At 64.0% G+C, this 24,083-nt stretch carries 22 protein-coding genes and 1 pseudogene; 12 read left to right on the top strand and 11 right to left on the bottom strand.

Annotated elements, in window-relative coordinates; translation table 11 throughout:
• The first annotated feature begins 107 nt into the window (after positions 1 to 107).
• Complete coding sequence (locus U858_RS0128775) at positions 108 to 1,556, top strand: HD domain-containing phosphohydrolase (RefSeq protein WP_025140575.1); 1,449 nt, start codon at positions 108 to 110, stop codon at positions 1,554 to 1,556.
• On the opposite strand, the gene U858_RS0128770 is transcribed toward U858_RS0128775, so the two are convergent.
• Positions 1,528 to 2,721 (bottom strand): serine hydrolase, encoded by a 1,194-nt coding sequence (locus tag U858_RS0128770; protein ID WP_232786623.1) that lies wholly within the window; start codon positions 2,719 to 2,721, stop codon positions 1,528 to 1,530. The two genes, U858_RS0128775 and U858_RS0128770, sit on opposite strands and share 29 nt — an antisense overlap.
• Positions 2,722 to 2,922: 201 nt before the next feature.
• Between U858_RS0128770 and U858_RS0128765 the strand changes: the two genes are divergently transcribed.
• Positions 2,923 to 3,966, top strand: coding sequence for an alpha/beta hydrolase (locus U858_RS0128765; protein ID WP_025140573.1), 1,044 nt, complete (start codon positions 2,923 to 2,925; stop codon positions 3,964 to 3,966).
• 741 nt (positions 3,967 to 4,707) lie between these two features.
• Here U858_RS0128765 and U858_RS0128755 read toward each other — a convergent pair.
• The 3 genes from U858_RS0128755 to U858_RS35120 all read right to left on the bottom strand — a co-directional run bounded on the left by U858_RS0128755 (position 4,708) and on the right by U858_RS35120 (position 9,453).
• Entirely contained in the window at positions 4,708 to 6,549 is a 1,842-nt protein-coding gene (locus U858_RS0128755; protein ID WP_081821750.1) for an ATP-binding protein, read from the bottom strand.
• The gene (locus U858_RS35125) at positions 6,546 to 7,835 is read right to left on the bottom strand and encodes a dsDNA nuclease domain-containing protein (protein ID WP_081821749.1); all 1,290 of its coding nucleotides are present in this window, start codon (positions 7,833 to 7,835) and stop codon (positions 6,546 to 6,548) included. The genes U858_RS0128755 and U858_RS35125 overlap by 4 nt, the downstream gene beginning before the upstream one ends.
• Before the next feature lie 265 nt (positions 7,836 to 8,100).
• Entirely contained in the window at positions 8,101 to 9,453 is a 1,353-nt protein-coding gene (locus tag U858_RS35120; RefSeq protein ID WP_081821748.1) for an SIR2 family protein, read from the bottom strand.
• A gap of 157 nt (positions 9,454 to 9,610) precedes the next feature.
• Between U858_RS35120 and U858_RS36540 the strand changes: the two are divergent.
• Both U858_RS36540 and U858_RS36300 read left to right on the top strand, forming a co-directional pair.
• A pseudogene (locus U858_RS36540) lies at positions 9,611 to 9,658 on the top strand (hypothetical protein); the annotation flags it as partial.
• Positions 9,659 to 9,880: 222 nt separating this feature from the next.
• Positions 9,881 to 10,363 carry a GyrI-like domain-containing protein gene (locus tag U858_RS36300; protein ID WP_232786622.1) on the top strand — a complete coding sequence of 161 codons (483 nt, stop codon included), beginning with the start codon at positions 9,881 to 9,883 and terminating at the stop codon, positions 10,361 to 10,363.
• A gap of 55 nt (positions 10,364 to 10,418) precedes the next feature.
• Here U858_RS36300 and U858_RS0128735 read toward each other — a convergent pair whose 3' ends face one another.
• From U858_RS0128735 to U858_RS0128725, 3 genes are read right to left on the bottom strand one after another with little or no spacing between them, the layout of a single operon-like run.
• Positions 10,419 to 11,318: an IclR family transcriptional regulator gene (locus U858_RS0128735; RefSeq protein WP_025140569.1), complete on the bottom strand. Its 900-nt coding sequence runs from the start codon at positions 11,316 to 11,318 to the stop codon at positions 10,419 to 10,421.
• Positions 11,319 to 11,344: 26 nt separating this feature from the next.
• Positions 11,345 to 12,199 (bottom strand): fumarylacetoacetate hydrolase family protein, encoded by an 855-nt coding sequence (locus U858_RS0128730; RefSeq protein ID WP_025140568.1) that lies wholly within the window; start codon positions 12,197 to 12,199, stop codon positions 11,345 to 11,347.
• A gap of 37 nt (positions 12,200 to 12,236) precedes the next feature.
• On the bottom strand, positions 12,237 to 13,007 hold the full coding sequence (locus U858_RS0128725) for an SDR family oxidoreductase (RefSeq protein WP_025140567.1): 771 nt from the start codon (positions 13,005 to 13,007) through the stop codon (positions 12,237 to 12,239).
• A gap of 253 nt (positions 13,008 to 13,260) precedes the next feature.
• Here U858_RS0128725 and U858_RS0128720 point away from each other — a divergent pair, with 253 nt between their 5' ends.
• From U858_RS0128720 to U858_RS0128690, 7 genes are read left to right on the top strand one after another with little or no spacing between them, the layout of a single operon-like run.
• Entirely contained in the window at positions 13,261 to 13,587 is a 327-nt protein-coding gene (locus U858_RS0128720; protein WP_025140566.1) for a UxaA family hydrolase, read from the top strand.
• A 9-nt stretch (positions 13,588 to 13,596) separates the two neighbouring features.
• Positions 13,597 to 14,829, top strand: coding sequence for a UxaA family hydrolase (locus tag U858_RS0128715; protein ID WP_025140565.1), 1,233 nt, complete (start codon positions 13,597 to 13,599; stop codon positions 14,827 to 14,829).
• 37 nt (positions 14,830 to 14,866) lie between these two features.
• A complete protein-coding gene (locus U858_RS0128710; protein ID WP_025140564.1) occupies positions 14,867 to 15,550 on the top strand; it encodes an amino acid ABC transporter permease in 684 nt (227 codons plus the stop codon).
• Between the two features lie 11 nt (positions 15,551 to 15,561).
• Positions 15,562 to 16,221, top strand: coding sequence for an amino acid ABC transporter permease (locus tag U858_RS0128705; RefSeq protein ID WP_029954430.1), 660 nt, complete (start codon positions 15,562 to 15,564; stop codon positions 16,219 to 16,221).
• A complete protein-coding gene (locus U858_RS0128700) occupies positions 16,205 to 16,936 on the top strand; it encodes an amino acid ABC transporter ATP-binding protein (RefSeq protein WP_025140562.1) in 732 nt (243 codons plus the stop codon). Before U858_RS0128705 ends, U858_RS0128700 begins: the two co-directional genes overlap by 17 nt.
• Positions 16,937 to 16,991: 55 nt before the next feature.
• Positions 16,992 to 17,807, top strand: coding sequence for a transporter substrate-binding domain-containing protein (locus U858_RS0128695; protein WP_025140561.1), 816 nt, complete (start codon positions 16,992 to 16,994; stop codon positions 17,805 to 17,807).
• Between the two features lie 22 nt (positions 17,808 to 17,829).
• A complete protein-coding gene (locus U858_RS0128690) occupies positions 17,830 to 18,933 on the top strand; it encodes a mandelate racemase/muconate lactonizing enzyme family protein (protein ID WP_025140560.1) in 1,104 nt (367 codons plus the stop codon).
• Here U858_RS0128690 and U858_RS0128685 read toward each other — a convergent pair.
• Genes U858_RS0128685 through U858_RS0128670 form a run of 4 tightly spaced genes read right to left on the bottom strand, consistent with a single transcriptional unit; the run spans position 18,930 to position 23,190 of the window.
• Complete coding sequence (locus U858_RS0128685) at positions 18,930 to 20,531, bottom strand: GMC family oxidoreductase (RefSeq protein ID WP_025140559.1); 1,602 nt, start codon at positions 20,529 to 20,531, stop codon at positions 18,930 to 18,932. The two genes, U858_RS0128690 and U858_RS0128685, sit on opposite strands and share 4 nt — an antisense overlap.
• A gap of 17 nt (positions 20,532 to 20,548) precedes the next feature.
• Positions 20,549 to 21,358 carry a shikimate dehydrogenase gene (locus tag U858_RS0128680; protein WP_025140558.1) on the bottom strand — a complete coding sequence of 270 codons (810 nt, stop codon included), beginning with the start codon at positions 21,356 to 21,358 and terminating at the stop codon, positions 20,549 to 20,551.
• A gap of 29 nt (positions 21,359 to 21,387) precedes the next feature.
• The gene (locus tag U858_RS0128675) at positions 21,388 to 22,374 is read right to left on the bottom strand and encodes a transketolase family protein (RefSeq protein ID WP_025140557.1); all 987 of its coding nucleotides are present in this window, start codon (positions 22,372 to 22,374) and stop codon (positions 21,388 to 21,390) included.
• Entirely contained in the window at positions 22,375 to 23,190 is an 816-nt protein-coding gene (locus U858_RS0128670) for a transketolase (RefSeq protein WP_232786621.1), read from the bottom strand.
• A gap of 180 nt (positions 23,191 to 23,370) precedes the next feature.
• Here U858_RS0128670 and U858_RS0128665 point away from each other — a divergent pair, with 180 nt between their 5' ends.
• Complete coding sequence (locus U858_RS0128665; RefSeq protein ID WP_025140555.1) at positions 23,371 to 24,075, top strand: GntR family transcriptional regulator; 705 nt, start codon at positions 23,371 to 23,373, stop codon at positions 24,073 to 24,075.
• Positions 24,076 to 24,083 lie beyond the last annotated feature (8 nt).

The raw sequence follows: 24,083 nt of genomic DNA, 5'->3' as shown, positions 1-24,083 counted from the left end.
GTGCCGAACACCGACGCGGCGTTAGCTGGATGCCAGTGTCGTCTTGCCGCCTTCGCCCCGGTATCGGTTGATTGACCGATGCGCCCTTCCCTCACATCGCCCGCCCCATGACCGCCGATAGCGCCATTGAACTCACCGACGCCGTGCTGGCCATGGCGTTCGTCGGCGACCTGAGCATGGGCCGCGCCACCGACCATTCACGCCGCACCGCTTGTCTGGCCGGCCTGCTGGCCGCTGCGCTGGGCGCCGACGCCGCCGGCCAGAACCATGCCCGCGCCGTGGCCCTGTTGCGCTGGTCCGGCTGCACCGCCAACGCGGGCGGCTTTGCCGAACTGCTGGGCGACGACATCGCCTCGCGCGAAGCCATGATGGCGCAGACCCTGCCGCCGCTGGACGCGCGCACGCAATCGATGATTGTGCCGCTGGCCTTGATCCATTGCGAGATCTCGGGCGACGTCGCCGTCAGCCTGGGCATGCCGCAAGCGGTCGTGACCGGCCTGCGCCACGCCTTCGAACGCTACGACGGCAAGGGCATGCCGCAAGCGCTGGACGGCGCCGACGTCTCGCGTGCGGCCTTCATCGTCAACGCCGCCAGCGACCTGGAAATTCTCAGCCGCGCGCACGGCCGCGACAGCGCCCTGGACTTCCTGCGGCGCCAGGCCGGCGCCAAGTATCCGGCCGACATCGCCGCGCTGGCCGTGCAGCACGGGCCGGCCTGGCTGGACGACATCGACGCCGCGCCACCCGATGCCTCGCAATGGCGCCTGGCCGACGGCCGCGCCGACGCCCCGGCGGCCCTGACCCTGCTGGCCGACGTGGCCGAACTGAAGCTGCCGTGGCTGGCCGGCTACTCGCGCCGCGTCGCCGCGCTGGCCATGCAGACCGCCGCCCGGCTCGACCTGGATGGCGACGCGCAGGCGCAATTGCAGGCCGCCGCCCTGCTGCACGGCATCGGCCGCGCCGCCTTGCCGAACCGGCTGTGGGACACGCCCGGCCCGCTCACGCCCGACCAGTGGGAACAGCTGCGCCTGATGCCCTACTGGACCGCCCGCGCCGCGCGCCAGATCAAGGGCCTGAGCCAGGCTGCCGACCTGGCGTCCTACGCCTACGAACGGCTGGACGGCAGCGGCTATTTCCGGGGCGCATCAGGCGCCGCGCTGCCCCTGCCGCAGCGGGTACTGGCCACCACCGTGACCTTGCAAGCCCTGCTGGAAGACCGCCCGTGGCGGCCCGCCCATGCCTTGCCGGACGCCGCGCGCATCCTGCGCCAGGAGGCCGCCGCCGGCCGCTACGACACCATGGTTGCCGAAGCCGCCATCGCCGCGGCCGGCGGCGACGCCAGCGCCGCCCCGCGCCGCGCGGCCTCGTCGCTGTCGCAACGCGAACTGGACGTGCTGCGCCAGATCAGCCTGGGCGCCAGCAACAAGGAAGCCGCGCGCGCCCTGAACATCAGCCCCAGCACCGTGCGCACCCACGTGGAAAGCGTGTTCCGAAAACTGGAATGCTCGACCCGCGCGGCCGCCACGCTCAAGGCGTTGACGGCAGGGATCCTGTAATCGCGCGCAGCGCGTCGTAGGTTTCCTTTTCGTCCTGGTTCTCGCCGTAGTCGCTCAGCTTCACGATCACCACGCGCCTGGCCGGATCGATGTACAGGTACTGGCCGTGGATGCCCACCGCCGCGAAATCCGGACTGCCTTGCGGATCGCGTTGCCACCACTGCGCCGAGTAGCCCCAGCCGTCCACCGGATGCGTCGGCGGCCGGGCGATGCGCGCCACCCAGGCCGGGGGGATGACGCTGTGGCCGCTTCCTGCGTCCAGCACCTGCTGGCCGATGCGCGCCACATCGCGCGCCGTGGCATTCAAGCAGCAGAACGCCTTTTCGGTACCGCCCGGCGTATCCAGGTTCCAGGTCGCGGCCGTCTCTGCCCCCATCGGCCGCCACAGGCGTTCGGCCAGCAGGTCGGCCAGCGGCCGGCCCGTCACGCGGGTCAGCACCATGCCCAGCAATTGCGTGTCGATGCTGCGGTAGTCGCCCTGGCTGCCCGGCACGAAATGCATCTCGCGATGGGTGCGCACGTAGCCGGGCAGATCGCGGGTCAGGTACATGCGGGCCGTGCCAGTAACAGGCCAATACGGCCGGTAGTTTTCCGCCACATTGATCCCCGAGGCCATGTCCAGCAACTGGCCCAGCGTGATGCGGTCGTAGTCGCCCGCGCCGGCCAATTCGGGCAGCAGCGCGGTCAGGCGGTCGTCTTCGCGGATTTCGCCGCGCGCAATCGCCTGGCCCACCAGCAGCGACACGACAGACTTGGCCATCGACCACGACGACAGCCGGGTGGACGCGTCCACGCCCGGCCGGTACCACTCGTAGGCCACCTCGCCATCGCGCAGCACCACGAACGCGTTGGTGGCGGTGCCTGGCAGGAACTCGGCGAATGGCCGTTCTCCGCCCTTCCAGGGCACGGTTGCCGGCATGGGCAGCGGGCGGGACGGCAACGCGAACGCTTGCGCGGGCACCGCCACCTCACGAACCGGAAACAGATCGCCGCGGCGCGACGGCGCCGACACCTCCAGCCGCAGCAATTGCTGGGGCGGCGGAATCTCCATCACGGCGGTCGCCGCATAGGCCGCCGCCACCAGCGCGGCCAGCCCCAGCGCCAGCCGCAAGACCGTGCGGCCGGGGCGAGAAGAGGTCGTGCGGAAAGCGGGTGCCGTTGCCATGGCGCGGATCATGCCAAGTCCGGGCCGAATGCACAACCATGCGCGGGTCAAGCCCCCTTCACGCCCCCGTGGGCCCCCAGCCAGGCAAGAGATTTACGTCCTTATGTATCCACACCTTCGGCCCGTACATTGCGACACCCTTCGCGTCCTGGGGCTGGCTACAACGTCCCTGCACCCCATCCCCTTCCGGAGACCCCCACCATGCCCGACCCCATCGACACTCAACGCCGCCGCCTGCTCGGCACCACCTCGGCCCTGGCCGGCGCCAGCCTGTTGAACCTGGGCCTGAACGCCAAGGCGCTGGCCGCGCCATCCACCGCCAACGGCACGCCATCGGCCGCCGGCACCACGTTCAGCGCCATCCGCCAGATCCGCGCGGGCGACCTGGACATCGGCTATGTCGACGCCGGTCCGTCCAGCGGCCCGGTCGCCGTCCTGCTGCACGGCTGGCCCTACGACATCCACAGCTTCATCGACGTCGTGCCGCAACTGACCGCCGCCGGCTATCGCGTCATCGTGCCGCACCTGCGCGGCTACGGTTCGACCCGCTTCGTGTCGGCCGACACCGCCCGCAACGGCGAACAGGCCGTGGTGGCCGTCGACATCATCGCGCTGATGGACGCCTTGAAGATCCCCAAGGCCGTCGTCGCCGGCTTCGACTGGGGCGCGCGCACCGCCAACATCATGGCCGCGCTGTGGCCCGAACGCTGCCAGGCGCTGGTGTCGGTCAGCGGCTACCTGATCGGCAGCCAGGAAGGCAACCGCAAGCCCCTGCCGCCGGAAGCCGAATTCCAATGGTGGTACCAGTTCTACTTCGCCACCGAACGCGGCGCGGCCGGCTACGCCGCCAACCTGGACGCCTTCAACAAGCTGATCTGGAAACTGGCCTCGCCCAAATGGGATTTCGACGACGCCACCTACGCGCGCAGCGCCAAGGCCTTCGCCAACCCCGACCACGTCGCCATCGTGATCCACAACTACCGCTGGCGCCTGGGCCTGGCCCAGGGCGAAGCGCGCTACGACGAGCTGGAACGCCGCCTGGCGGTGGCGCCCAGGATCACCCTGCCCACCATCACCCTGGAAAGCGACGCCAACGGCGCGCCGCACCCGCCCCCCGCCGCGTACGCCAGGCAGTTCACCGGCAAATACCAGCACCGCGACATCACCGGCGGCATCGGCCACAATCTGCCGCAGGAAGCGCCCAAGGCGTTTGCCGACGCGGTGTTGCAGGTGACACGGCTGTAGGGACCGAGGCGCGGGGCAAAGGCGTGCACGATACTCAATGCGTACATTGCCCCGCATTACCGAAAACAAAGTACAGGCTGTATTTTCGTTTTACAAACGCTGGGCTGTAGGGCGAAAGCCACAAAGAGCGGCCTTGAACAATGACGACGCACAGCGGTCACGAGCAGTTGCGATGCACACGCCACCCGCACAATGCAGCATTTTGGCTGGCCCGCATTGACAACCGGCATTGCCCCGCCTTAGGATGGCGCCCTGCTTTTCACGCAGCCTTCTTTTCACCCCCTCTCTTTCCGAGTGCAACCGTGTCTGCCATCCCTCAATTCGCCTAATCGCCGACCGTATGGATTACCCAGTACTATGGTTCTGGGATTTTTCCCGCAACAGTGACGTTCTTTGAATAGTGTCTCTTCTTCAACCTCTAGATTGCGGGAATTGAGTTTTGCCTAGTTAGGCAATCCACCGCTCACGAGACAAACTGCTCTTAAACTGAGTCAAGAGTCATAGGTGAATTGGCGCCGGAGCAGTATGTGGCACACCGAGGCTTATGCTGAGGCGCTATTGCTAGCGACGCGCGTGGAGGACGTTCCTCACTTCGATACTATTTTGGTGAAGGATATGGAGCGCCTCGGTCTTACGGTCTGGATTCTTCACCCTGTAGAGTTGACGGGTGACGTTATACAGATGGCGCGAGGCTGGGTTTGGCAATCGGTGCATCCCTAGTAATGGGAAAGCCTCGCGGCCCTACTCACCGTCAGCAGCCTCATCCTCATCCTCATCTAAGACTTTGGGTTCATTAGCTTCGGAGGCTAAGGAATCTTGGCTCTCAGACTGGGTAGAGGCGCTGTCAGCTAAATTGTTCACCCGTTCCTGACGAACTGCTTCTTCCATAGCTTGAACGTAAGGCGACAACAGTGCAACGCCATCGGCGTAAACGTCTGACTGGAGGAGTTTTCGCTTCTCATCGAAGGCAAAAATGGAACAATCTTCATTGGGCTCCCAGCCTTCAGGCACGTCCCCATTGGCAATAAATAGTTGATGCGTGGCAGCCTTTTTCGCGATGGTCCTCAGTAGAGTCTGCGCGTTGTCCTTGTCGAGGTCCTGCTGCCGTGGAGTGTCGACAATGAACGGAAAACGAGGGCCATTCCCGAACTCATCGTTGACCTTTAAAAGCGCCATGTGGGTCGCCAGAACGATGCGCGGGCCAGAACTTCCAGAGCCGAGCTTTGGCCGCGACCCGATTGGCGCGACTTTCACTTCAGTTCGGTCAATCAGCAAATTGCTCGCATAGGAATTGAAGTGGTCTTTATAGGCCTTTCGAACGTTTCGCATTCGTTCGTCGTCAGTCAGTCGCGCGAGCTCATCCTTCAAGTCTTGGTAATCTTCATCGAGGTCATCGATACTTGCCTTAAGCTCGAGCTGGGCTTTTTGATATGCGATAGTGATAGTATCTAAGCTCTTGGCTGTAACTACGTCCGAAACGCTATGGTCTCCTTCCCGGTGCTCCAAGTCTTTTCGAATCTCGACAATCTGCGATGAGATTCTCCCCAACCTGGCACGAAGTCCAACCTCCTTGCCTTTCAATTTATTCAGCTGATCTCTGACTTTTATAACTAAAAGATGAGCGTCATTCGCGCTGGATGCAAGCTCGAAGCGAGCTTGAAAATTCACTTGATGCTCTTGGCCGCAAGTCGGACAAGTCAAACTTCCCTCGTCGGGGGCTTTAGAGAGATATGCGAGGTCGCTGACCAATTCGTGCTCTGCTCTTGACACAATCCGAAGTTCAACGGAGCGCGCCTGAAGCTGCCTAGCGACGTCTAGCAGTTCCGCGCGAATTTTTGCCTCATCTTCACCCAGCAAAATAACTTTGGAGGACAGAGCCTTGAGTTCGTGAGCGAACAGGTTCTCATCAAGTTTAGTTGGGCTTTGGGGCAGCATCTTCTTAACCTGCTGGAAAGCTCTTTCCTGCACCTTGACCTGCGCGCGAGCCTCTCGGATTTGAAAGGACAGGCTGTCGCGCGCCAGCTGCGCGTCGAAGTAACGAAGAGGCCTTAAACCAGTAAATGCCCCGAACACCATCGGTTCCCAGCGGGCGAATTGAGTGAGTCGGGTAAAGCTTGCCCATTTACTTGTCCAGCCACCTTCCTGGTCAATGTAGAACGGCAGCAGCGCATATTCTGGCCCGGCGAGCGCAAAGACACCTTCACTGTGCCTCTGAAGCTTTAATGGATAGCCAAAAATAGACGAAAACACATCTGCCCAAACAGATGCGCTCTCGGTTGCCCGGATTAGGTCCCCTGACTCATCAAAAACTGCGCGCTCGTGCAACCCACGCCGCAGGAAAGTGTAGCGTTTGCTATCTACCGCTACACCAAGTGCCGCAATGACATTTACGTCCCAGTTTCCTGCGTCACGAGATGTGGGCTCACCACCGAGCGCCCACACTATGTGTTTCAGAATTCGCGATTTCCCAGTTTCATTCCCGCCCGTGAGCAGGTTCAGCTTTGGGTTGAACGTTATCTTCCGTGCCTTCAGGTCTCTCTCGGACAGAAGCCAAATTCCTAGATATACGACGGTTGGCCTCATTCTTCGTCCTCAGATTGCGCACTAGACGTAATAGATGGTAGGTGTTGGATTGAGGTAGCATTCTGAATAATCATAGACATTAGACAGTACAAATACTCGCGACTATAGATACTCGTATCGCAAGGGTATAGGTCGAGAAAATCTTGGTGCCACACTGCAAGTATGTCGGTTACGCGGCCGTACGCGTCATACTCGTTTTTCGAAGAAAAAAGATGCTTTAGCTGGGCAGCCATCAACGGTACGGGGCCAGCACGGTTAAGGATATCAACACACGCTTGAAACGCTGCATCGCGCATTTTCCTAACTATGGAGAATGACGCGGTCTCTCGGTCCATTCTCTCTACTATTTCAAGAATTTGGTCTTCAGGGGAGACACCTGCTTTATTAGCTGCTGACAACCATTCTGAAACGTCAGTCCGAGTAATTGCCCGGCTTAATAGCTCTTCGAAGGTCCTTGCAAATTTCCGGTTTCCGGAGCGCTGATGAACATAGGACGCAATGATGAGTACGGCTATCATCGTCGCCGAACCGCTTAACTGTAGGCCGCCACTCATTTGCATGGCGGCAAGCTCGCCTGTTGCATGCTTGTGTGAGTCCGTCAAAGGGCAGTCACTAATGAGCAAGTCAATGTCAGAGAAGTCGACATTCTCTTCAGGCGGCAGTTCAAGCTGTCGTCGAATTTTGTCCTCGAGCTCTGACAAAATCTTGGCATCTAGCGTAGCCAACGTGACGGTGTCATAAGTCTTCTTTGCCCCGTCCGGTCCCGTAACTTGATACTTTACGTTCGAGACAAACTCCAGTCGCGACTGCTCAAGTGCTTTGAAGCGCCGACGTTGCTGATACAACTTAGCGAGAAAAGAGGGCTTAGTAGTTTTGCGCGATTTAGCAGCCTTACCTGACTTACCAGATTGCTTCGTCGAGGGCGGAGCTGCTGCGCTGGCATCGTGGACATCGCTCTGGTCTGACTGAGACGCGTTAGACTGTTCGGGAGCGGAAATCTGATGAAGTGTCCAGTGCGCGGCTCTTTCATTCTTCTTGAGCTGAAGAAATCTCGCGCCAGTCGGCGTCTGTGACGAGTTTAGGACAGCAATATCTTGCTGCCACTCGAGTACAACTGCGAAGTCCTCGCCCTGCTTAAATGCTCGGAGAACCTCTATAACAGCATGCCAGACCTGAAAATTGAAACCGCGAGAGGCGTCTTGGCCTCCGGTTTCATCATTCGCATAATCTCGGAACAAGTCGTGCAGGACTTGTTGAAGCGGTAGCTCTGTCTGTAGTCCACTCATATGCCAATCATCAAACGCCACATTCAGTCGGTGTTGGTTGGGCTGCAACGGAGGACGTCAGTGAAGGCTACGCCCCGCAGAAATAAGTTACATATAGTACAGGTTTTACTGCTTTCGGGCACTAGGCTTCCGCAGGAGCGAAGGACACGCTGGCTAGGGCAGCCTGAGCTTGAGATTGCATTTGCCCATAAATTCTGCCGCTGCCGTGCTGGGACCGCCTACCTGACAGGCCATGCGAGTGCTGGATTAGAGGTAAGCGGCGATATCAAGCGGAGAGTCTTTTCAGAATTTTCTCTACCAGTGCTAGGTACGCCGGTACTGAGGTTGGTGTTTCACCTAACTCATCAAAGTCTTTGCCAGAAATCCCGCCTCTGTCGGTCGCTGGCAGGCTCCTCATCTGTTGCCACAGCTCTTGCGCTGCACCGCCGGAGAATCCTAGGGGGACGACGAGGCGTCCGTTGGACCGTGCGATTATTGCCTTTGCTATAACGCTGGGAGCGACAGCAAGCTGTCGATTCTGTTTCTTTATGCCGCCCACAACGACGCAGATGCCGCCTTGCAGAACTAGGTCTTCACGATAGCGGGCAAAGAAATCGTCCTTCGTGGCCCTCGGAATACTCTGCGGGAAAGGGCGAAGCAACAGAGCACTATCGAGATGTACATGCTTGTGCTTATACACCTCACCCAGTCTGCCTGCGATGGCGGCACTGCCCACGGTCAGGTCAAATCCCGAGACTAAGCGGCAGCCAAGAGTACCAATGAGTCGCCCTAATCCGTCGGACACTTCGACCACCAGACGGCCCTCAGGAGTCTGTGTGCGCTCCTCTGGGTAGCTGCCCGATACGAAGACACTAGTGCGCGATACGCGGCGCCCCACCTCTTTTCGGATGTCGCAGATTTCGCTGTAGTCATCAATCTCAACGCATTGAATTCCATATCGTTGCAAGTCTGCAACCCAATGCCGATGACGGGGGAGCTCTCGTCGACTACGTTCTTTCGTTTTTGCACTTGCTCGACCTTGAACAGCAGCAGGACGATTGACTATCGCATAGTGCTCCTTTGGGGTGTCCGGCAGCACTTCGCGCAGTAAGCTGAAAAGATGCGATATGCTGGCATCGGTAAAGCTGAAGCCAGGAAAAAGGAAATGCATGCCAATCGCATGACCAGTGAGGAGATAAAAGAACGCTCCCTTTTCGCGCCGGTAAAACTCGTAATCCTCTTTTGCGATAACGACGGCAGATGAGTCGTCAACGGAACCATGCATCTTATACAAAGTGCCATGAGATGCAGGGTCTGGAACAGAAAGCTGTTCGGGACGAGTTCGGACAGCCAGGTATTTACCTGCGTGGTCCCAAGCGGCCTCAATCAACTGGTCATAGTTGGTCGTCCATAGATGGCGCAAGGGCAAGCGGGCAAGCACGCAAAGAGTTTCAGGTGGAGCTTCGACCGGTGGAAATGCTTTGGCTATCACACGGCCAATCTGCGTGCACTGCTTCTTCTGATAATTGATGTACCACTGCGCGACGCCAGCCAAATCGGACTCGGCATCCCAATCAATGTCTAGTTCGTCCGCAATATCTGCCAGAAGTTGCTTCCAACTTGGATGACCCGCGGCCATTGACAGCCCTGCGCCGACAAACGCAGACGCTGACCCCTCAAGCAGTTTTTCAGAGTAGGTACGAACGAACTTCTATCTATCCATCTTGAGTTCCTGGAACAAGAATGCGCACGAGCATCGTTGGTGAAATAGCTTCGAAGGTCAAACCGCTCGCAAGATCGCGCTGGCCACGGGCTTCGGCTCGGGTGAAGCCTTCGCCCGTGCCTTCAAACAGAAATTCGGCTGCACGCCCACGGCCTGGCGCGCAGGCGCCGAACATCGTCGCCAGGCGGAAATCCTTGACCGCCACCAGCGCCGCCCGACCACGTATTACCGTCCGGCGGCCTTTCCTTCCGGCCTGGCCGATAGCAATCCTGATCAGGTCGACCGCAACGCCGATCAGGCTTCCGGCGGCGAATGCCGCGAAGATGGCGGTTCCTCTTTCCCCATGAGCGAGCCCCCCATGAACGTCAGCCTGATCGACCTGCCCCCCACCCGCGTCGCCTACCTGCGCAAGATCGGCCCGTACGGCCCGGCAATCGGGGATTTCTGGCGAGGCGTGGTCAGGCCCTGGATGCTGTCGCATGGCCTGGAGCATGCTGAATGTTTTGGCGTGGGCCTTGACGACCCGACCATCACACCGCCAGCCAAGTGCCGCTACGACGCCTGCGTGGCCGTGCCGGTCGGCTTCCAGGCCGGCGGCCAAGCGGTGCTGACCACCTTGCCCGGCGGCCGCTACGCGGCAGCGGCCTTCAACGCGCCGCCGTCGCAGATCGCCGACGCCTGGATGACGCTGTGCCGCGAATGGCTGCCCGGCAGCGGGCTGCAATGCGATGAACGGCCGCTGTTCGAGCGCTTCCGGGTCGCCGACCAGGATCCGGCCAGCGGGCGCTTCGTCTGTGAGTTGTGCGTGCCCGTGCGGGCGCTGTAGTCGTCAGGCGCAGTCGTCGTCGGCCGCTTGAGGCCCGCTCGGCACGCCGCTTGGCCTACGCCTGCTCCGGCAGGTAGCCGCTGTACCCCATCAGCGTCGACAGCCGCTTGGCCACGTTGCCGACGATGTCCTGCACCTGGGCGATGCTGGGCGATTCCTTCTGGTCGATGCGTTCGATGTGCGGCACGTTGATCGCGGCGATGACGTGGTTGCCCACGCCCATCACCGGAAACGCCACGTTGGTGATGCCGCGGATCTGGCGGCTGGCCATGCAGGCGCAGCCGTCCTTGCGCACGTCGGCCAGGATGGAAAACAGTTCGCCCGGATCGGACTCCAGTTCGCCTTCGACCTTGATGTGCGCGGCCAGCATGCGGGTGCGCTCGACCTCGTCGCGAAACGCCAGCAGCACGTGGCCCGACGAGGTGTCGGTCAGGCCCATCATCACGCCCACCTTCAGGCCGAACGACCAGCGCTCGGGGCTGTCGACCTGGGCGATCACCACCACCCGGCCGCCCTGGTAGACGGCCAGGTGACACGACTGGCGAGCGCGGTTGGCCAGCTCGCGCAGAAGCGGCAGGGCCACACTGACCAGCGACTTGAGCGGCTGCTGGCGGTGCGCCAGCTCGAACATCTTGAGCGTCAGCGAATAGCGGTCATTTTCGTCGACTTGCACGAAACCGCGCCGCTGCAGCGTCACCGCCATGCGGAAGATCTCGCTGACGCTGCGGCCGATCTTCTGAGCCAGCTCGGCCAGCGTATAGCCGGCCGGGCTGGCCGCCAGCGCTTCCAGAATATCCAGGCCCTTTTCCAGGGCAGGCGCCGCGTAGCGTTGCGCGCCCTGGGGTTCGGCCGACAGGTCGGCCGGCACGTCTGCCGACGAATCCGCCGACGAATCGGCCAGACCTGCGGTTTTGGACGTAGCGCGTGCGGAAGCGGATTTCTTGGTTGCGGTCATGGCGGGCTCAGGGTTGGAACCGGATTTTATTCGACCCGGGACCAGGCCTGCAGGGCTTGGCGCTGTTCGCCCAGGCCGGCGATGCCCAGGCGCATCACGTCGCCCGCCTTCAGGTAGACCGGCGGCTTCTGGCCCAGGCCCACGCCCGGCGGCGTGCCGGTGCTGATGACGTCGCCAGGTTGCAGCGTCATGAACTGGCTGATGTAGCTGACCAGCGTGGCCACGCCGAACACCATCGTGCGGGTGCTGCCGTTCTGGTAGCGGTGGCCGTTGACCTCCAGCCACATGTCCAGGTTCTGCGGGTCGGCGATTTCGTCGCGGGTGACCAGCCACGGGCCGATCGGGGCGAAGGTGTCGCAGCCCTTGCCCTTGTCCCACTGGCCGCCGCGTTCGATCTGGTATTCACGCTCGGACACGTCGTTGATCACGGCATAGCCGGCCACGTAGTCCAGGGCGTCGCTTTCTTCGACGTAGGACGCCTTTTTGCCGATGATGATGCCCAGCTCGACTTCCCAGTCGGTCTTGACCGAGTTGCGCGGAATGATGACCGGGTCGTTGGGGCCGGTGATGGACGAGCTGGGTTTCAGGAACAGCACCGGTTCGGCCGGCACCGGCAGGCCGGACTCGGCCGCGTGGTCGGCGTAGTTCAGGCCCACGCAGACGATCTTGCCCACGCCGTTCACGGGGCAGCCGTAGCGCACCGCGCCGTCCACGCGCGGCAGCGAGGCCGCGTCAAGCTTGGCCAGTTTGGCCAGCGAAGCCGGGGCGATGGCGCCGGCATCGATGTCGCCGACCACGCCGGACAGGTCGCGCAAGGCGCCCTGGGCATCGATCAGGCCGGGTTTTTCCTGGCCGGGTTGGCCGTAGCGTACGAGTTTCATGCGTAATCCTTGGAATGGAATGAAAGATGCCGGCCGGTCAGTTGGACCAGCCGCCGTCGATAACCTGGATGGTACCGGTAGTGAAGCCGGATTCGTCGCTGCCCAGGTAGACCACCAGCGCCGCCACTTCTTCCACGCGGCCGACGCGGCCGATGGGCTGGCGCGCCACGAAGGCGGCGCGCACCGCGGCTTCGTCGTTGCCTTGCTGGCGCGCCTGGGCCGCGATGCGGTCGCGCAGCGACGGCGATTCGATGGTGCCGGGGCAGATGGCATTGCAGCGGATGCCGCGTGCCACGAAGTCGGCGGCCACCGCCTTGGTCAGGCCGATCACGGCGGCCTTGGACGCGCCGTAGACGAAGCGGTTGGGCACGCCCTTCACGCTGGATGCGGCAGAGGCCATGTTGATGATCGAGCCGCCGCGCTCGAGCATCAGCGGCAGGTAGGCGCGAATGGTGCGGTACATGGCCTTGACGTTCAGGTCCATGCTGAAGTCCCAATCGGCTTCCTCGCATTCCAGGATGCTGCCGGCGTGCACGAAGCCCGCGCAGTTGAACAGCACGTCCACCGCGCCGGTCTCGCGGGCGCAGTCGGCCACCGCGGCGTTGTCGCGTACGTTCAGCACGCGGGTGCGCAGGCCGGTCAGGCCCGCCTCGCGCGCCTCGCGCGCCAGGTCGGCCAGCGCCGCTTCGCTGATGTCGGTGGCCCAGACCTGGGCGCCTTCGCGGGCCAGGGCCAGGGCGCTGGCGCGGCCGATGCCGTTGCCGGCCGCGGTGACCAGCGCGCGCTTGTCTTGCAAACGTAGGGTCATGTCTCTTCTCTTGGGTGGGTAAGGCGGCCCGGCGTCGTCCGCTAGGGAAACGCCGGATTTATCTCATGAAAACTAAATTTCATTTGTAAAACACAATACACGGGAAATTTAGCATGCAGCAAGCATGCGTACGCGTTAACCCATCGGTAATTACCCGAATTTTCCCCAAAATATTCCAAGATTCGGGAAAACCAATGTTGACCAAGGATATGAAAATTGCTTTTATATGCGAAACAATCATTCCTAAAAAATCATGACGAGACAAGCCACCCTGGACCCTCAGCTATTGCTGATTTCCCCCGAAGACAACTGCCTGATCGTGCGCAGCGCCCTGCCCGCCGGCGCCCGTGTGCAGCTGGAAGCCGGCACCGCCGTCATCCCTGCGCCGCTGGGCCTGGGCCACAAGCTGGCGCGCCACGCCATGCCGGCCGGCGAAAAGATCCTGAAGTACGGCGCCGTCATCGGCAGCCTGACCACCGCCGTCGCCGCCGGGGACCACATCCATACCCACAACCTGAACAGCGACTACACCCCCACCTACACGTTGGAAGAAGGCCACGCCTTCACCGACCGGCACTGAGGTTTTCCCATGACGGATCTGACCCCGCCCTTGCAGGGCTACCCGCGCGCCGACGGCCGCAAAGGCATACGCAACGTGGTCGTCGTGGCCTACCTGGTGGAATGCGCCCACCACGTGGCCCGCGAGATCGCGCTGGATTTCCGCGACCTGACCGGCGACGTGCAGGTGCACCTGGTGGGCTTTCCCGGCTGCTACCCCAACGCCTATGCCGAGCAGATGATGACGGCCATCGCCACGCACCCCAACGTGGGCGCGGCGCTGCTCGTGTCGCTGGGCTGCGAAAGCATGAACAAGCGCAAGCTGGAAGCCGCCATCGCCGATTCCGGCCGGCCGGTGCACACGCTGACCATCCAGCAGCGCGGCGGCACCCGCAGCACCGTGGCGGCGGGCCGCGACTGGGTCCGCGCCACCGCGCAGCAGCTGGCTCAGCAGACGCGCGTGCCGATGGGCTGGAACGAACTGGTGGTGGGCACCATCTGCGGCGGCTCGGACGGCACCAGCGGCATCACCGCCAATCCGGCAGTGGGCCGCGCCTTCGACATGCTGATCGCCCAGGACGCCACCTGTATTTTTGAGGAGACCGGCGAACTGGTCGGCTGCGAATTCCACATGCGCCGCCGCGCCGCCACGCCCGAGCTGGGCGAGGAAATCGTGGCCTGCGTCAACAAGGCCGCGCGCTACTACAGCATCATGGGCCACGGCAGCTTTGCCCCCGGCAACGCCGACGGCGGCCTGTCCACCATCGAAGAAAAATCGCTGGGCGCCTACGCCAAGAGCGGCGCCTCGCCCATCGACGGCATCATCAAGCCGGGCGACGTGCCGCCCTTTGGCGGCCTGTATCTGCTGGACGTGGTGCCCGACGGCGAACCGCGCTTCGGCTTTCCCAACATCAGCGACAACGCCGAAATCGTCGAGCTGATCGCCTGTGGGTCGCACGTGATCCTGTTCACCACCGGGCGCGGCTCGGTGGTCGGGTCGGCGGTGTCGCCCGTCATCAAGGTCTGCGCCAACCCCGACACCTATCGGGCGCTGGGCGAAGACATGGACGTGGACGCCGGCCGCATCCTGGAAGGCCGCGGCACGCTGCAGGAAGTGGCCGAGGACATCCACGCCCAGGTTGCGGCGGTCGCCAACGGCGCACCCAGCAAATCCGAAGACCTGGGGCACCGCGAATTCATCCTGACCTACAAGGCATTCGAGCCCATCGGCCCGTCCTGCCTGCCGCTGACCCGCGCGGCCTGACCGGCCCGCGCAGCCAGCCGGCCCAAGGAGTGACGTTGTGAACTACACGTTTGATTTCGCGTCCGTGCTCGAACAATGGCCCTTGCTGGCGCAAGGCGCCTGGGTCACGGTCAAGCTGTCTTTTCTGGCCACGGTGCTGGGCTTCGTGCTGGGCACCCTGTGCGCCCTGGCACGCAACAGCCGGCTGGGCTGGCTGCGGGCGCTGGCCGGCGGCTACGTCGAGCTGATCCGCAACACGCCGCTCCTGATCCAGGCCTATTTCCTGATCTTCGGCCTGTCCAGCGCCGGGCTGACGATGTCGATCATGACCGGCGCGGTGCTGGCGCTGGTCATCAACATCGGCGCCTATACCTGCGAAATCATGCGGGCCGGCATCGAATCCATTCCCAAGGACCAGCTCGAAGCCGGCGAATGCCTGGCGCTGTCGCGCCCGCAAGTGTTCTGGCACGTGGTGCTGCGCCCGGCCGTCGAACGCGTGTACCCGTCGCTGGCCAGCCAGTTCATCCTGCTGATGCTGGCCTCCAGCATCATGTCGGCGGTGGGCGCCGAGGAACTGCTGGGCGTGGCCAACCGCATCCAGTCCGACACCTATCGCAACTTCGAAGTCTTCATCGTGCTGTGGGGCGTGTACCTGGCGCTGTCGTGGCTGATGCGCCTGGGTTTCTGGCTGCTGGCGCAGATCGTGTTTCCGCGCCGGCGCAAGCTCGGCACGCCGCTGTAAGGACCCGCGCCATGGCTTTCTTCATTCCCGACGAACACGCCCTGTACCTGCTGCAGGGCGCCTGGGGCACCATCAAGCTGTCGGCCTGGACCTTCGTGGGCGGCGGCGCGGCCGGCCTGCTGCTGGCGCTGGCCCGGGTGGCGCCGCGCAAGCCGCTGCGCCTGGCGGCCGCCGGCTATATCCAGGTCATCCAGGGCACGCCGCTATTGGTGCTGATGGGCCTGTGCTTTTTCGGGCCCAGCCTGTTCGGCCTGGGCGAACTGTCGGCGCTGGCCGCCGCCGCGCTGGCCATGTCCGTGTACGCCAGCGCCTTCCTGGGCGAAATCTGGCGCGGCTGCATCCAGGCCGTGCCGAAGAACCAATGGGAAGCGGCCGAATGCCTGGGGCTGTCGCGGCTGCAGCGTATGGCCAAGGTGGTGCTGCCGCAGGCCCTGCGCATCGCCACCCCGCCCACCGTCGGCTTTCTGGTGCAGATCATCAAGAACACCTCGATCGCCTCGCTGGTGATCGGCTACGCCGAGCTGGCCTACAACGCCAAGATCCTGAACAACTCGACCTTCCAGCCCTTCGTGTATTTCGGCTGCGCGGCCGTCCTGTACTTCCTCATGTGCTACCCGCTGTCGCGCTGGAGCCGTTCTTTGGAAAGGAGACTGAATGCAACCCGTCGTTGAACTGGACCAGGTCCACAAACGCTTTGGCGGCACCCACGTGCTGCGCGGCGTGTCGTTTTCCGTCAACCGCGGCGAGGTCGCGGCCATCATCGGCAAGAGCGGCTCGGGCAAGAGCACCGCGCTGCGCTGCATGGACCGCCTGGAAACCACCGACGGCGGCACCATCCACGTCTGCGGCCATGCGCTGCATGACAGCGACAAGCTGGATCTGCGGGCGCTGCGCAAGGACGTGGGCATCGTGTTCCAGAGCTACAACCTGTTCCCGCACATGACCGCGTTGCAGAACATCACGCTGGCGCCGCGTTCGGTCAAGGGCGTCAAACCCGCCCAGGCCCGCGAACAGGCCATGCAGGCGCTGGAACACGTGGGCCTGGCTGACAAGGCCGACGCCTATCCCGAGCAGTTGTCGGGCGGGCAGCAGCAGCGCGTGGCCATCGCCCGGTCGCTGGCGATGCAGCCCAAGGTGATGCTGTTCGACGAAGTGACCTCGGCGCTGGACCCGGAACTGACCGGCGAAGTGCTGAAGGTGATGGAAAACCTGGCCGCCGACGGCATGACCATGATCCTGGTCACGCACGAAATGGCGTTTGCGCGCGAAGTGGCAGACAAGGTCATCTTCATGCACCAGGGGCAGGTCTGGGAACAGGGGCCGTCCAGCATGCTGTCGGCCCCCGCCACGCCGGAACTGCGGCAGTTCCTGGGCAGCGGCCTGTAACGCCGTCGCCCTCTCGCAGCAATAACCACAACACCAAGACACTGGAGACACCTGCATGAACAAGCCCGTATTCCTGCGCCTGCGCGCCGCCTTCCTCGGCCTGGCGCTGACCGGCGCGCTGGCCGCCACCGGCGCCGCCCACGCCGACCAGCTCGACGACATCATGAAGGCCAAGAAGCTGCGCGTGGCCATCGACCTGGGCGTGCCGCCCTACGGCATGAAAGACGCCGCGCTCAATTCCACCGGGTCCGACGTCGAAACCGCGCGCCTGTTGGCCAAGGGCCTGGGCGTGGAACTGGAAATCGTGCCCACCACCGGCGCCAACCGCGTGCCCTTTCTGCAGACGAACAAGGCCGACATCGTCATCTCCAGCATGTCCGTCACGCCCGAGCGCCAGAAGGTCATCGACTTCTCGGTGCCCTACGCCGCCATCCTGGCGGTGGTGGGCGCCCCCAAGAGCATGACGCTGACCAGCGCGGCCGACCTGTCCAACAAGAAGGTCATTGCCACCCGCGGCACCACCAACGACACCGAGCTGACCAAGATCGCCCCCAAGGACGCGCAGATCATCCGCTTTGACGACGACGCCACCTCGATCACGGCCGTGGTCAGCGGCCAGGCCGACATCTTCGCCACCGCCCCCGCCCTCTTGCGCACCATCAACGAAAAGGCGCCCGCCAAGCAGATGGAATCGAAGTTCGTGATGCGCCTGAACATGCTGGCCATCGGCATGCGCAAGAACGAACCGGCGCTCAAGGCCAAGCTGGATGACTGGGTGCGCGTCAACCTGAAGAACGGCGAACTCAACACCATCTACAAGCAATTCCACGGCGTCGACCTGCCGCAGGAAGTCGCCAAGGTCGGCAGCTGACACTCAACCAGGAGAACCCGGAATGGCCCGCATCGTTTCCGTCGATATCCTGCAGGTGGACCTGCAGCCCAAGGTCAAACGCACCGACGCCGTGCAAAGCTTCGAGCGCCAGGAAACCCCCATCGTGCGCATCACGGATGCCGACGGCGTCACCGGCACCGGCTACAGCTACACCATCGGCACCGGCGGCTCGTCGGTGGTGCGCCTGCTGGACGATCACCTGGCGCCGCTGCTGCTGGGGCGCGACGCCGATCACATCGAGCAACTGTGGCGCGACCTGATGTACCGGGTTCACGCCACCACCGTCGGCGCGCTGACGTCCATCGCGCTGGCCGCCATCGACACCGCCTTGTGGGACCTGCGCGCCCGCCGCGCCAAGCTGCCGCTGCACCAGCTGGCGGGCGGCGCCAAGGCGGATATCCCGCTGTATTCCACCGAAGGCGGCTGGCTGCACCTGACCGAGACGCAGCTGGTGGAAGAAGCCCTGAAGGCGCGCGAAGCCGGCTTTGGCGGCGCCAAGCTCAAGGTCGGCAAGCCACACGTGGCCGAAGACGTGGCGCGGCTGGCCGCGGTACGCGCCGCCGTCGGCCCGGACTGGGACATCATGACCGACGCCAACCAGGGCTTTTCCCTGCCCGAAGCCATCCGCCGCGCCCGCTGCTTCGAACCGCTGGACCTGGCCTGGTTCGAAGAACCCATCCACGCCGACGACGTGCAGGCCCACCGCCGCCTGAGCGCATCCACCACCCTGCCGATCGCCGTCGGCGAATCGCTCTACAGCCTGTCGCAGTTCAAGGACTACCTGCAAAGCGACGCCTGCTCGATCGTGCAGGTGGACGTGGGCCGCATCGGCGGCATCACGCCCTGGCTGAAGGTGGCGCACATGGCCGAAGCCTACAACGTGCCGGTGTGCCCGCACTTCCTGATGGAAATCCACGTGACCCTGTGCTGCGCCGTGCCCAACAGCCGCTGGCTGGAATACATTCCGCAGCTGGACATGGTGACCGAACGCGGCATGCGCATCGAGAACGGCCGCGCCATCCCGTCGGACGAACCCGGCCTGGGCATCGCCTGGGACTGGGACCGCATCGGCAAGCTGACGCTGCACCGCAGCCGCCACGGCTAACCGGCGGCCGCGGCGTCCTCCAGGATCATCTCGGCGCCGCGCTCGGCCACCATCATCACCGCCGCCTGGGTATTGCCGGAGACCATCTTCGGCATGACCGAGGCATCCACCACCCGCAAGCCGGACACCCCATTGACCCGCAGCCGCACGTCGGTCACGGCGGCGGCGTCCGACCCCATGCGGCAGGTCCCGATGGGGTGATAGATGGTCTGGCCGTTGCGGCGGGCAAAGTCCAGCCATTGCGCATCGGTTTCCACCGCCGGCCCCGGGCTGAGTTCGGCCTCGACATAGTGCTGCAACGCCGGCCGCTGCACGATGCGCCGCGCCACCCGCATGCCGCCCACCAGGCTGTCGCGGTCGACCTGGGCCGACAGGAAATTCGGCCGGATGGCCGGCGCCGCCTGCGGATCGGCCGACTTGATGTGAATGGTGCCCACCGATTCAGGCCGCAACTGCGCCACACCCAGCGTCATGCCCGGATGCCGGTCCAGGATGCGTTCGGCCGCGTTGGCGTAGCTGGCATGCACGAAGAAATACTGCACGTCGGGCGCGGGCAGGTCCGGCGCGCTCTTGATGAAGCCGTGCACGAGGCCCGTGCCCAGCGTCAGGATGCCCTTGCGCTGCGTGTAGTAGCGCGCCACCTGCTGCACCAACCGCCAGCCGCGCGACATCTCGTTCAGCGTCACCGTATTCTTGACCCGCCAGTTCATGCGGGTGGCGAAGTGGTCGATGTAGTTTTCGCCCACCTGCGGCTGCGCATGTACCAGCGGGATGCCAAACGACTGCAACAGCGCCGGGTTGCCGATGCCGGACAATTCCAGCAGTTGCGGCGACTGCACCGCCCCCAGGCACACCAGCGTCTCGCGGCGGGCGCGCACGGTGAATTCGCGGCCATTCTGGCGGTAGGCCACGCCTACGCAGCGCTGGCCCTCGAACAGCAGCCGGGTCACGTGCGCGCCGCATTCCACCGTCAGGTTCTTGCGCCCGGCGGCGGGTTTCAGGTAGCCGTCCACCACGCTCCAGCGGCGGCCGCGGTGCTGCAGCACCTGGTAATAGCCCACGCCATCCTGCTTGCCGCCGTTGTAGTCCGGGTTCAGCGGCAGGCCGTCTTCCTGGGCGGCGCGCAAGAACGCGTCGGACACCGGAAAGCGCTCGGCCACTTCTTCCAGGTGCATCGGCCCGTTCTTGCCGCGGGTGGCGTCGCCGGGTTCGTAGTGTTCGATCTTGCGAAATACCCGCTCGGCCTGGCCGTAGCCCCAGCCGGTGGCGCCCGCGGCTTCCCAGCCGTCGTAGTCGGCCGGCTGGCCGCGCACGTAGATCATGCCGTTGATCAGCGTCGAGCCGCCCACGCCCTTGCCGCGCGGCACGGCGATGGTGCGGCCCTGGACGTTGTCTTCGGGTTCGGTGGCAAAGCGCCAGTTGTAGTCCGGGTTGACCAGCAGCTTGGAAAAGCCCGCCGGAATGCCGATCCACATGCTGCGGGCTTCATGGCCCGCTTCCAGCATCAGCACCCGGTGGCGGCCGTCGGCCGACAGCCGGTTGGCCAGGATGCAGCCGGCGGTGCCGCCGCCCGCAATAATGAAGTCGTAATCGCCCATCGTCAGGTTCCGCGGGGTCAGGCTTGGGCGGCGGGCGCCACGCCCATCATTTCCGCCATCAGCTCGATCTGCCCGGCCAGCATCGGCGCGCCGTAGTGCACGTTGCAGCCGCGCGCCTGCGCGGCCCGCAGCAGCGGCGTGTCCTTGGGCTGCATGATGACCTCGCACACCAACTGGTCCGGCGTCAGGCGCTGTACATCCAGCGGCAGCGCATCGTCTTCCTTCATGCCCAGCGACGTGCCGTTGACCACCAGGTCGTGGCCCGACGGGTCGGCCGTGCCGACATCGATGCGGGCCTGCGGATGCAGCGACAGGATGCGGGCCTTCAGGTCTTCGGCCTTGGCCGGCGTGCGGTTGGCGATGGTCAGGCGCGACACGCCCGCCTGCACCAGCGCAAAGCCGATGGCGTTGGCCGCGCCGCCAGCGCCGGCCAGGTAGGCGCTCTTGCCCTCGGGCGACACGCCCGCCGTGCGCAGGCCGCGCACGAAGCCTTCGCCGTCCAGCATGTGGGCCACCAGGCGGCCATCGGCCTCGCGCCGCACCACGTTGGCCGCGCCGATCTTGCGCGCCACCGGGGTGGCCTCGTCGGCCAGCGCCAGAATCGCCGCCTTGTGCGGCATGGTGACGATCAGGCCGCCCAGGTTTTCCAGGCGGCGCAGGCCCGCCACCACCTCGGCCAGGTTGTCGGGCCGCGCATGGAACGGCACGCACACGCCGTCAAAGCCGATGCGCGCGAAGTGCTCGTTCATGCGTTGCGGCGTCTTCACGTGGTAGATGGGGTCGGCCAGGATGCCGAACAAGCGCGTATTGCCGCTGATTTCCTTCATTGCTTTCTCCATGTCTTTATCTCAATGCCTTAGCGCTGGATGCATTCACGCGCCACGGCCTCGATGCCGGCGCCGTCCAGCTGGTAATGGGCATACAGGGTGGTGGGCGGGGCGATCAGGCTGTATTCATCGTAGATGCCATGGCGCCGCAGCCGCGTGCCGGTGCCGGCGTCCGCCAGCACTTCGGCCACCGCCGACCCCAGCCCGCCCATGACGTTGTGCTCTTCCACCGTCAGCAGCGCGCGCGCCTGGCCGGCAGCGGCCAGCACGGCCTCGCGGTCCAGCGGCTTCACGGTAGGCATGTCGATCACGCCGACCGACAGGCCGTCCTCGCGCAGCCGCGCGGCGGCCGCCAGCGCCGCATGCAGCGTGATGCCGCAGGCGATGATGTTCAGGTCGGTGCCGGTGCTATGGGTGATGGCGCGGCCGAACGTGAACGGCGTGCCGTCTTCGTACACCTGCGGGTCGCGGCCCCGGCCGATGCGGAAGTAGATCGGCTCGGGCCAGTCCACCGACGCCTTGATGGCGGCGGCCAGTTGCGGGCCGTCGGCCGGCGACACCACCGTCAGGCCGGCAATGGCGCGCATGGTGGAAATGTCTTCGGTGGCGTGGTGCGAGGTGCCGTAGAACCCCAGGCTGATGCCCGTGTGGTGGCCGATCAGGCGCACGGGCAGCCGGGTATAGGCCACGTCCATGCGGATCTGCTCGCAACACAGCAGACCCAGGAACGAGGCGAACGTGGCCACGAAGGGCATCAGCCCGGTCGTGGCCAGCCCGGCCGCCGCCGACACCATGTTCTGCTCGGAAATGCCGAACTGCACGTAGCGGTCGGGATAGGCCGACGCAAAGCGGTTCAGGCCATTGGAATACTGCAGGTCGGCCGAGCCGGCCACCACCGGGTGCCCGGCCTGCGCCAGGTCGATCAGCGCGTCGGAAAGATACGACAGCCCGGGGTTCACCGCATTCAGCGCGCGGTACTGCCAGGAATCGGGGGAAGTTATCTGTGCCTGTGCCATTCAGATCTCGCGGGTCATGATTTCGTCGATGGCGGCCTGCGCGTCTTGGGGCGCCAGGTAGCCCAGATGCCAGCCGGGTTCGGTTTCCATGTAGCCCACGCCCTTGCCCTTGAGGGTCTTGGCGATGACGCAGGCCGGCTTGTCGCGCGTCTCGTCGGCGCGCAGGCGGCGCAGCAGCGTGGTCAGGGCCGCCAGGTCATGGCCGTCCACCTCGTGCACGTCCCAACCAAAGGCCAGCCACTTGTCTTTCAGCGATTCCACGCCGATCACGTCATCGACCTTGCCATCGAGCTGATAGCCGTTGCGGTCGACGATGGCAACCAGACGCGACAGCCGCTGGTGGGCGGCGAACAGCGCGGCTTCCCAGACCTGCCCTTCCTGCATCTCGCCATCACCCAGCATCACGAAGACGTTGTAATCGCGCCCGTTCATGCGGCCGCCCACCGCCATGCCGGCGCCGTTGGACAGCGCGTGGCCGATGGACCCCGAGCTGAAATCCACGCCCGGCACCTTGGTCATGTCTGGGTGGTCGCCCAGCGGGCTGCCCAGGCGGGTATAGCCGTCAAGCAGTTCGCGGGCAATGAAGCCGTGGTCGGCCAGCACGGGAAACAAGCCCACCGCCGCGTGGCCCTTGCCCATCAGAAAGCGGTCGCGGTCCGGCCAGGCGGCCTCGCCCGGGCGCAGCCGCATCACGTCGTAGTACAGCGCGGCAAAGATCTCGGCGCACGAGAAGACCGAGCTGTAGTGCCCGACCTTGGCGATTTCGATCAGCCTGATTGTCTCCAGCCGTATGTAGCGGGCCTTTTCCCGCAGCATGCGGATTTCCCCTTCGGTTGGGGCTCCCCGGTCCTGGCGCATGACGTTCCCTTACGTCGTTAGAATATATGATATATAATATACCCATCGCGCTCGAATTGGCTAGGCCGGGCTAGAATTCAGCCGGGCGCTGTTTTCCGGCCCCGGCCCATTCCCTCGAACCCGCAAGCCCCAACCGTCATGCCCAGTCTTAAACCGGTAAAGAAAGAGAACCTCTCCGTCAAGGTCTACAACGAAATCCGCAATGCCCTCATCAATGGGCAGTACGAACCCGGAGAACGTCTGATCATTGGCGAGCTGGCCCAGGAAATGGGCGTCTCGATCACGCCCGTACGCGAGGCCATCTTCCGCCTCATCAGCGAACAGGGCCTGGAAATGCAGGCCGCCACCGCGGTGTACGTGCCCTACGTCAATTCCGAAAAACTGCGCGAAATCCAGCAGATCCGCTTCCACCTGGAAGGCATGGGCGCGGCCGAAGCCGCCAAGAACATCACCCGCAAGCAGCTGGACAACCTGATCGCCCTGCAGAAGGACTTCATCTCCTGCACGTCCACCGATCCCAAGCGCGCCAGCTACCTGAACCGCAAGTTCCACTTCGCCATCCTCGAAGCCAGCAACAAGCCCATCCTGCGCAACACCGTGGAATCGTTCTGGGTCATCACCGGCCCCATCCTCAAGGTGTTCCATGTGAAGACGGCCGGGCTGGACTACTCCGAAAACGAGCACCGCCACGAAGCCGTGATCGACGCGCTGGAAGCCCGCGATTCGGAAGCGGCCGCCAAAGCCATCCAGGCCGACCTGGTCTGGGGCGGAAAAATCATGATCGACTGGCTGGTCGAACGCGAAAAAGAACTCGACTACCGCCCGCCCGGGCCCCGCAAATAGGAAGACCC

Origin of the sequence: Achromobacter sp. DH1f, from assembly GCF_000633435.1 — a bacterium.
Classification (GTDB): Bacteria; Pseudomonadota; Gammaproteobacteria; order Burkholderiales; family Burkholderiaceae_B; genus Achromobacter; species Achromobacter deleyi.
This window is presented reverse-complemented; position numbering and strand designations above follow the sequence as displayed.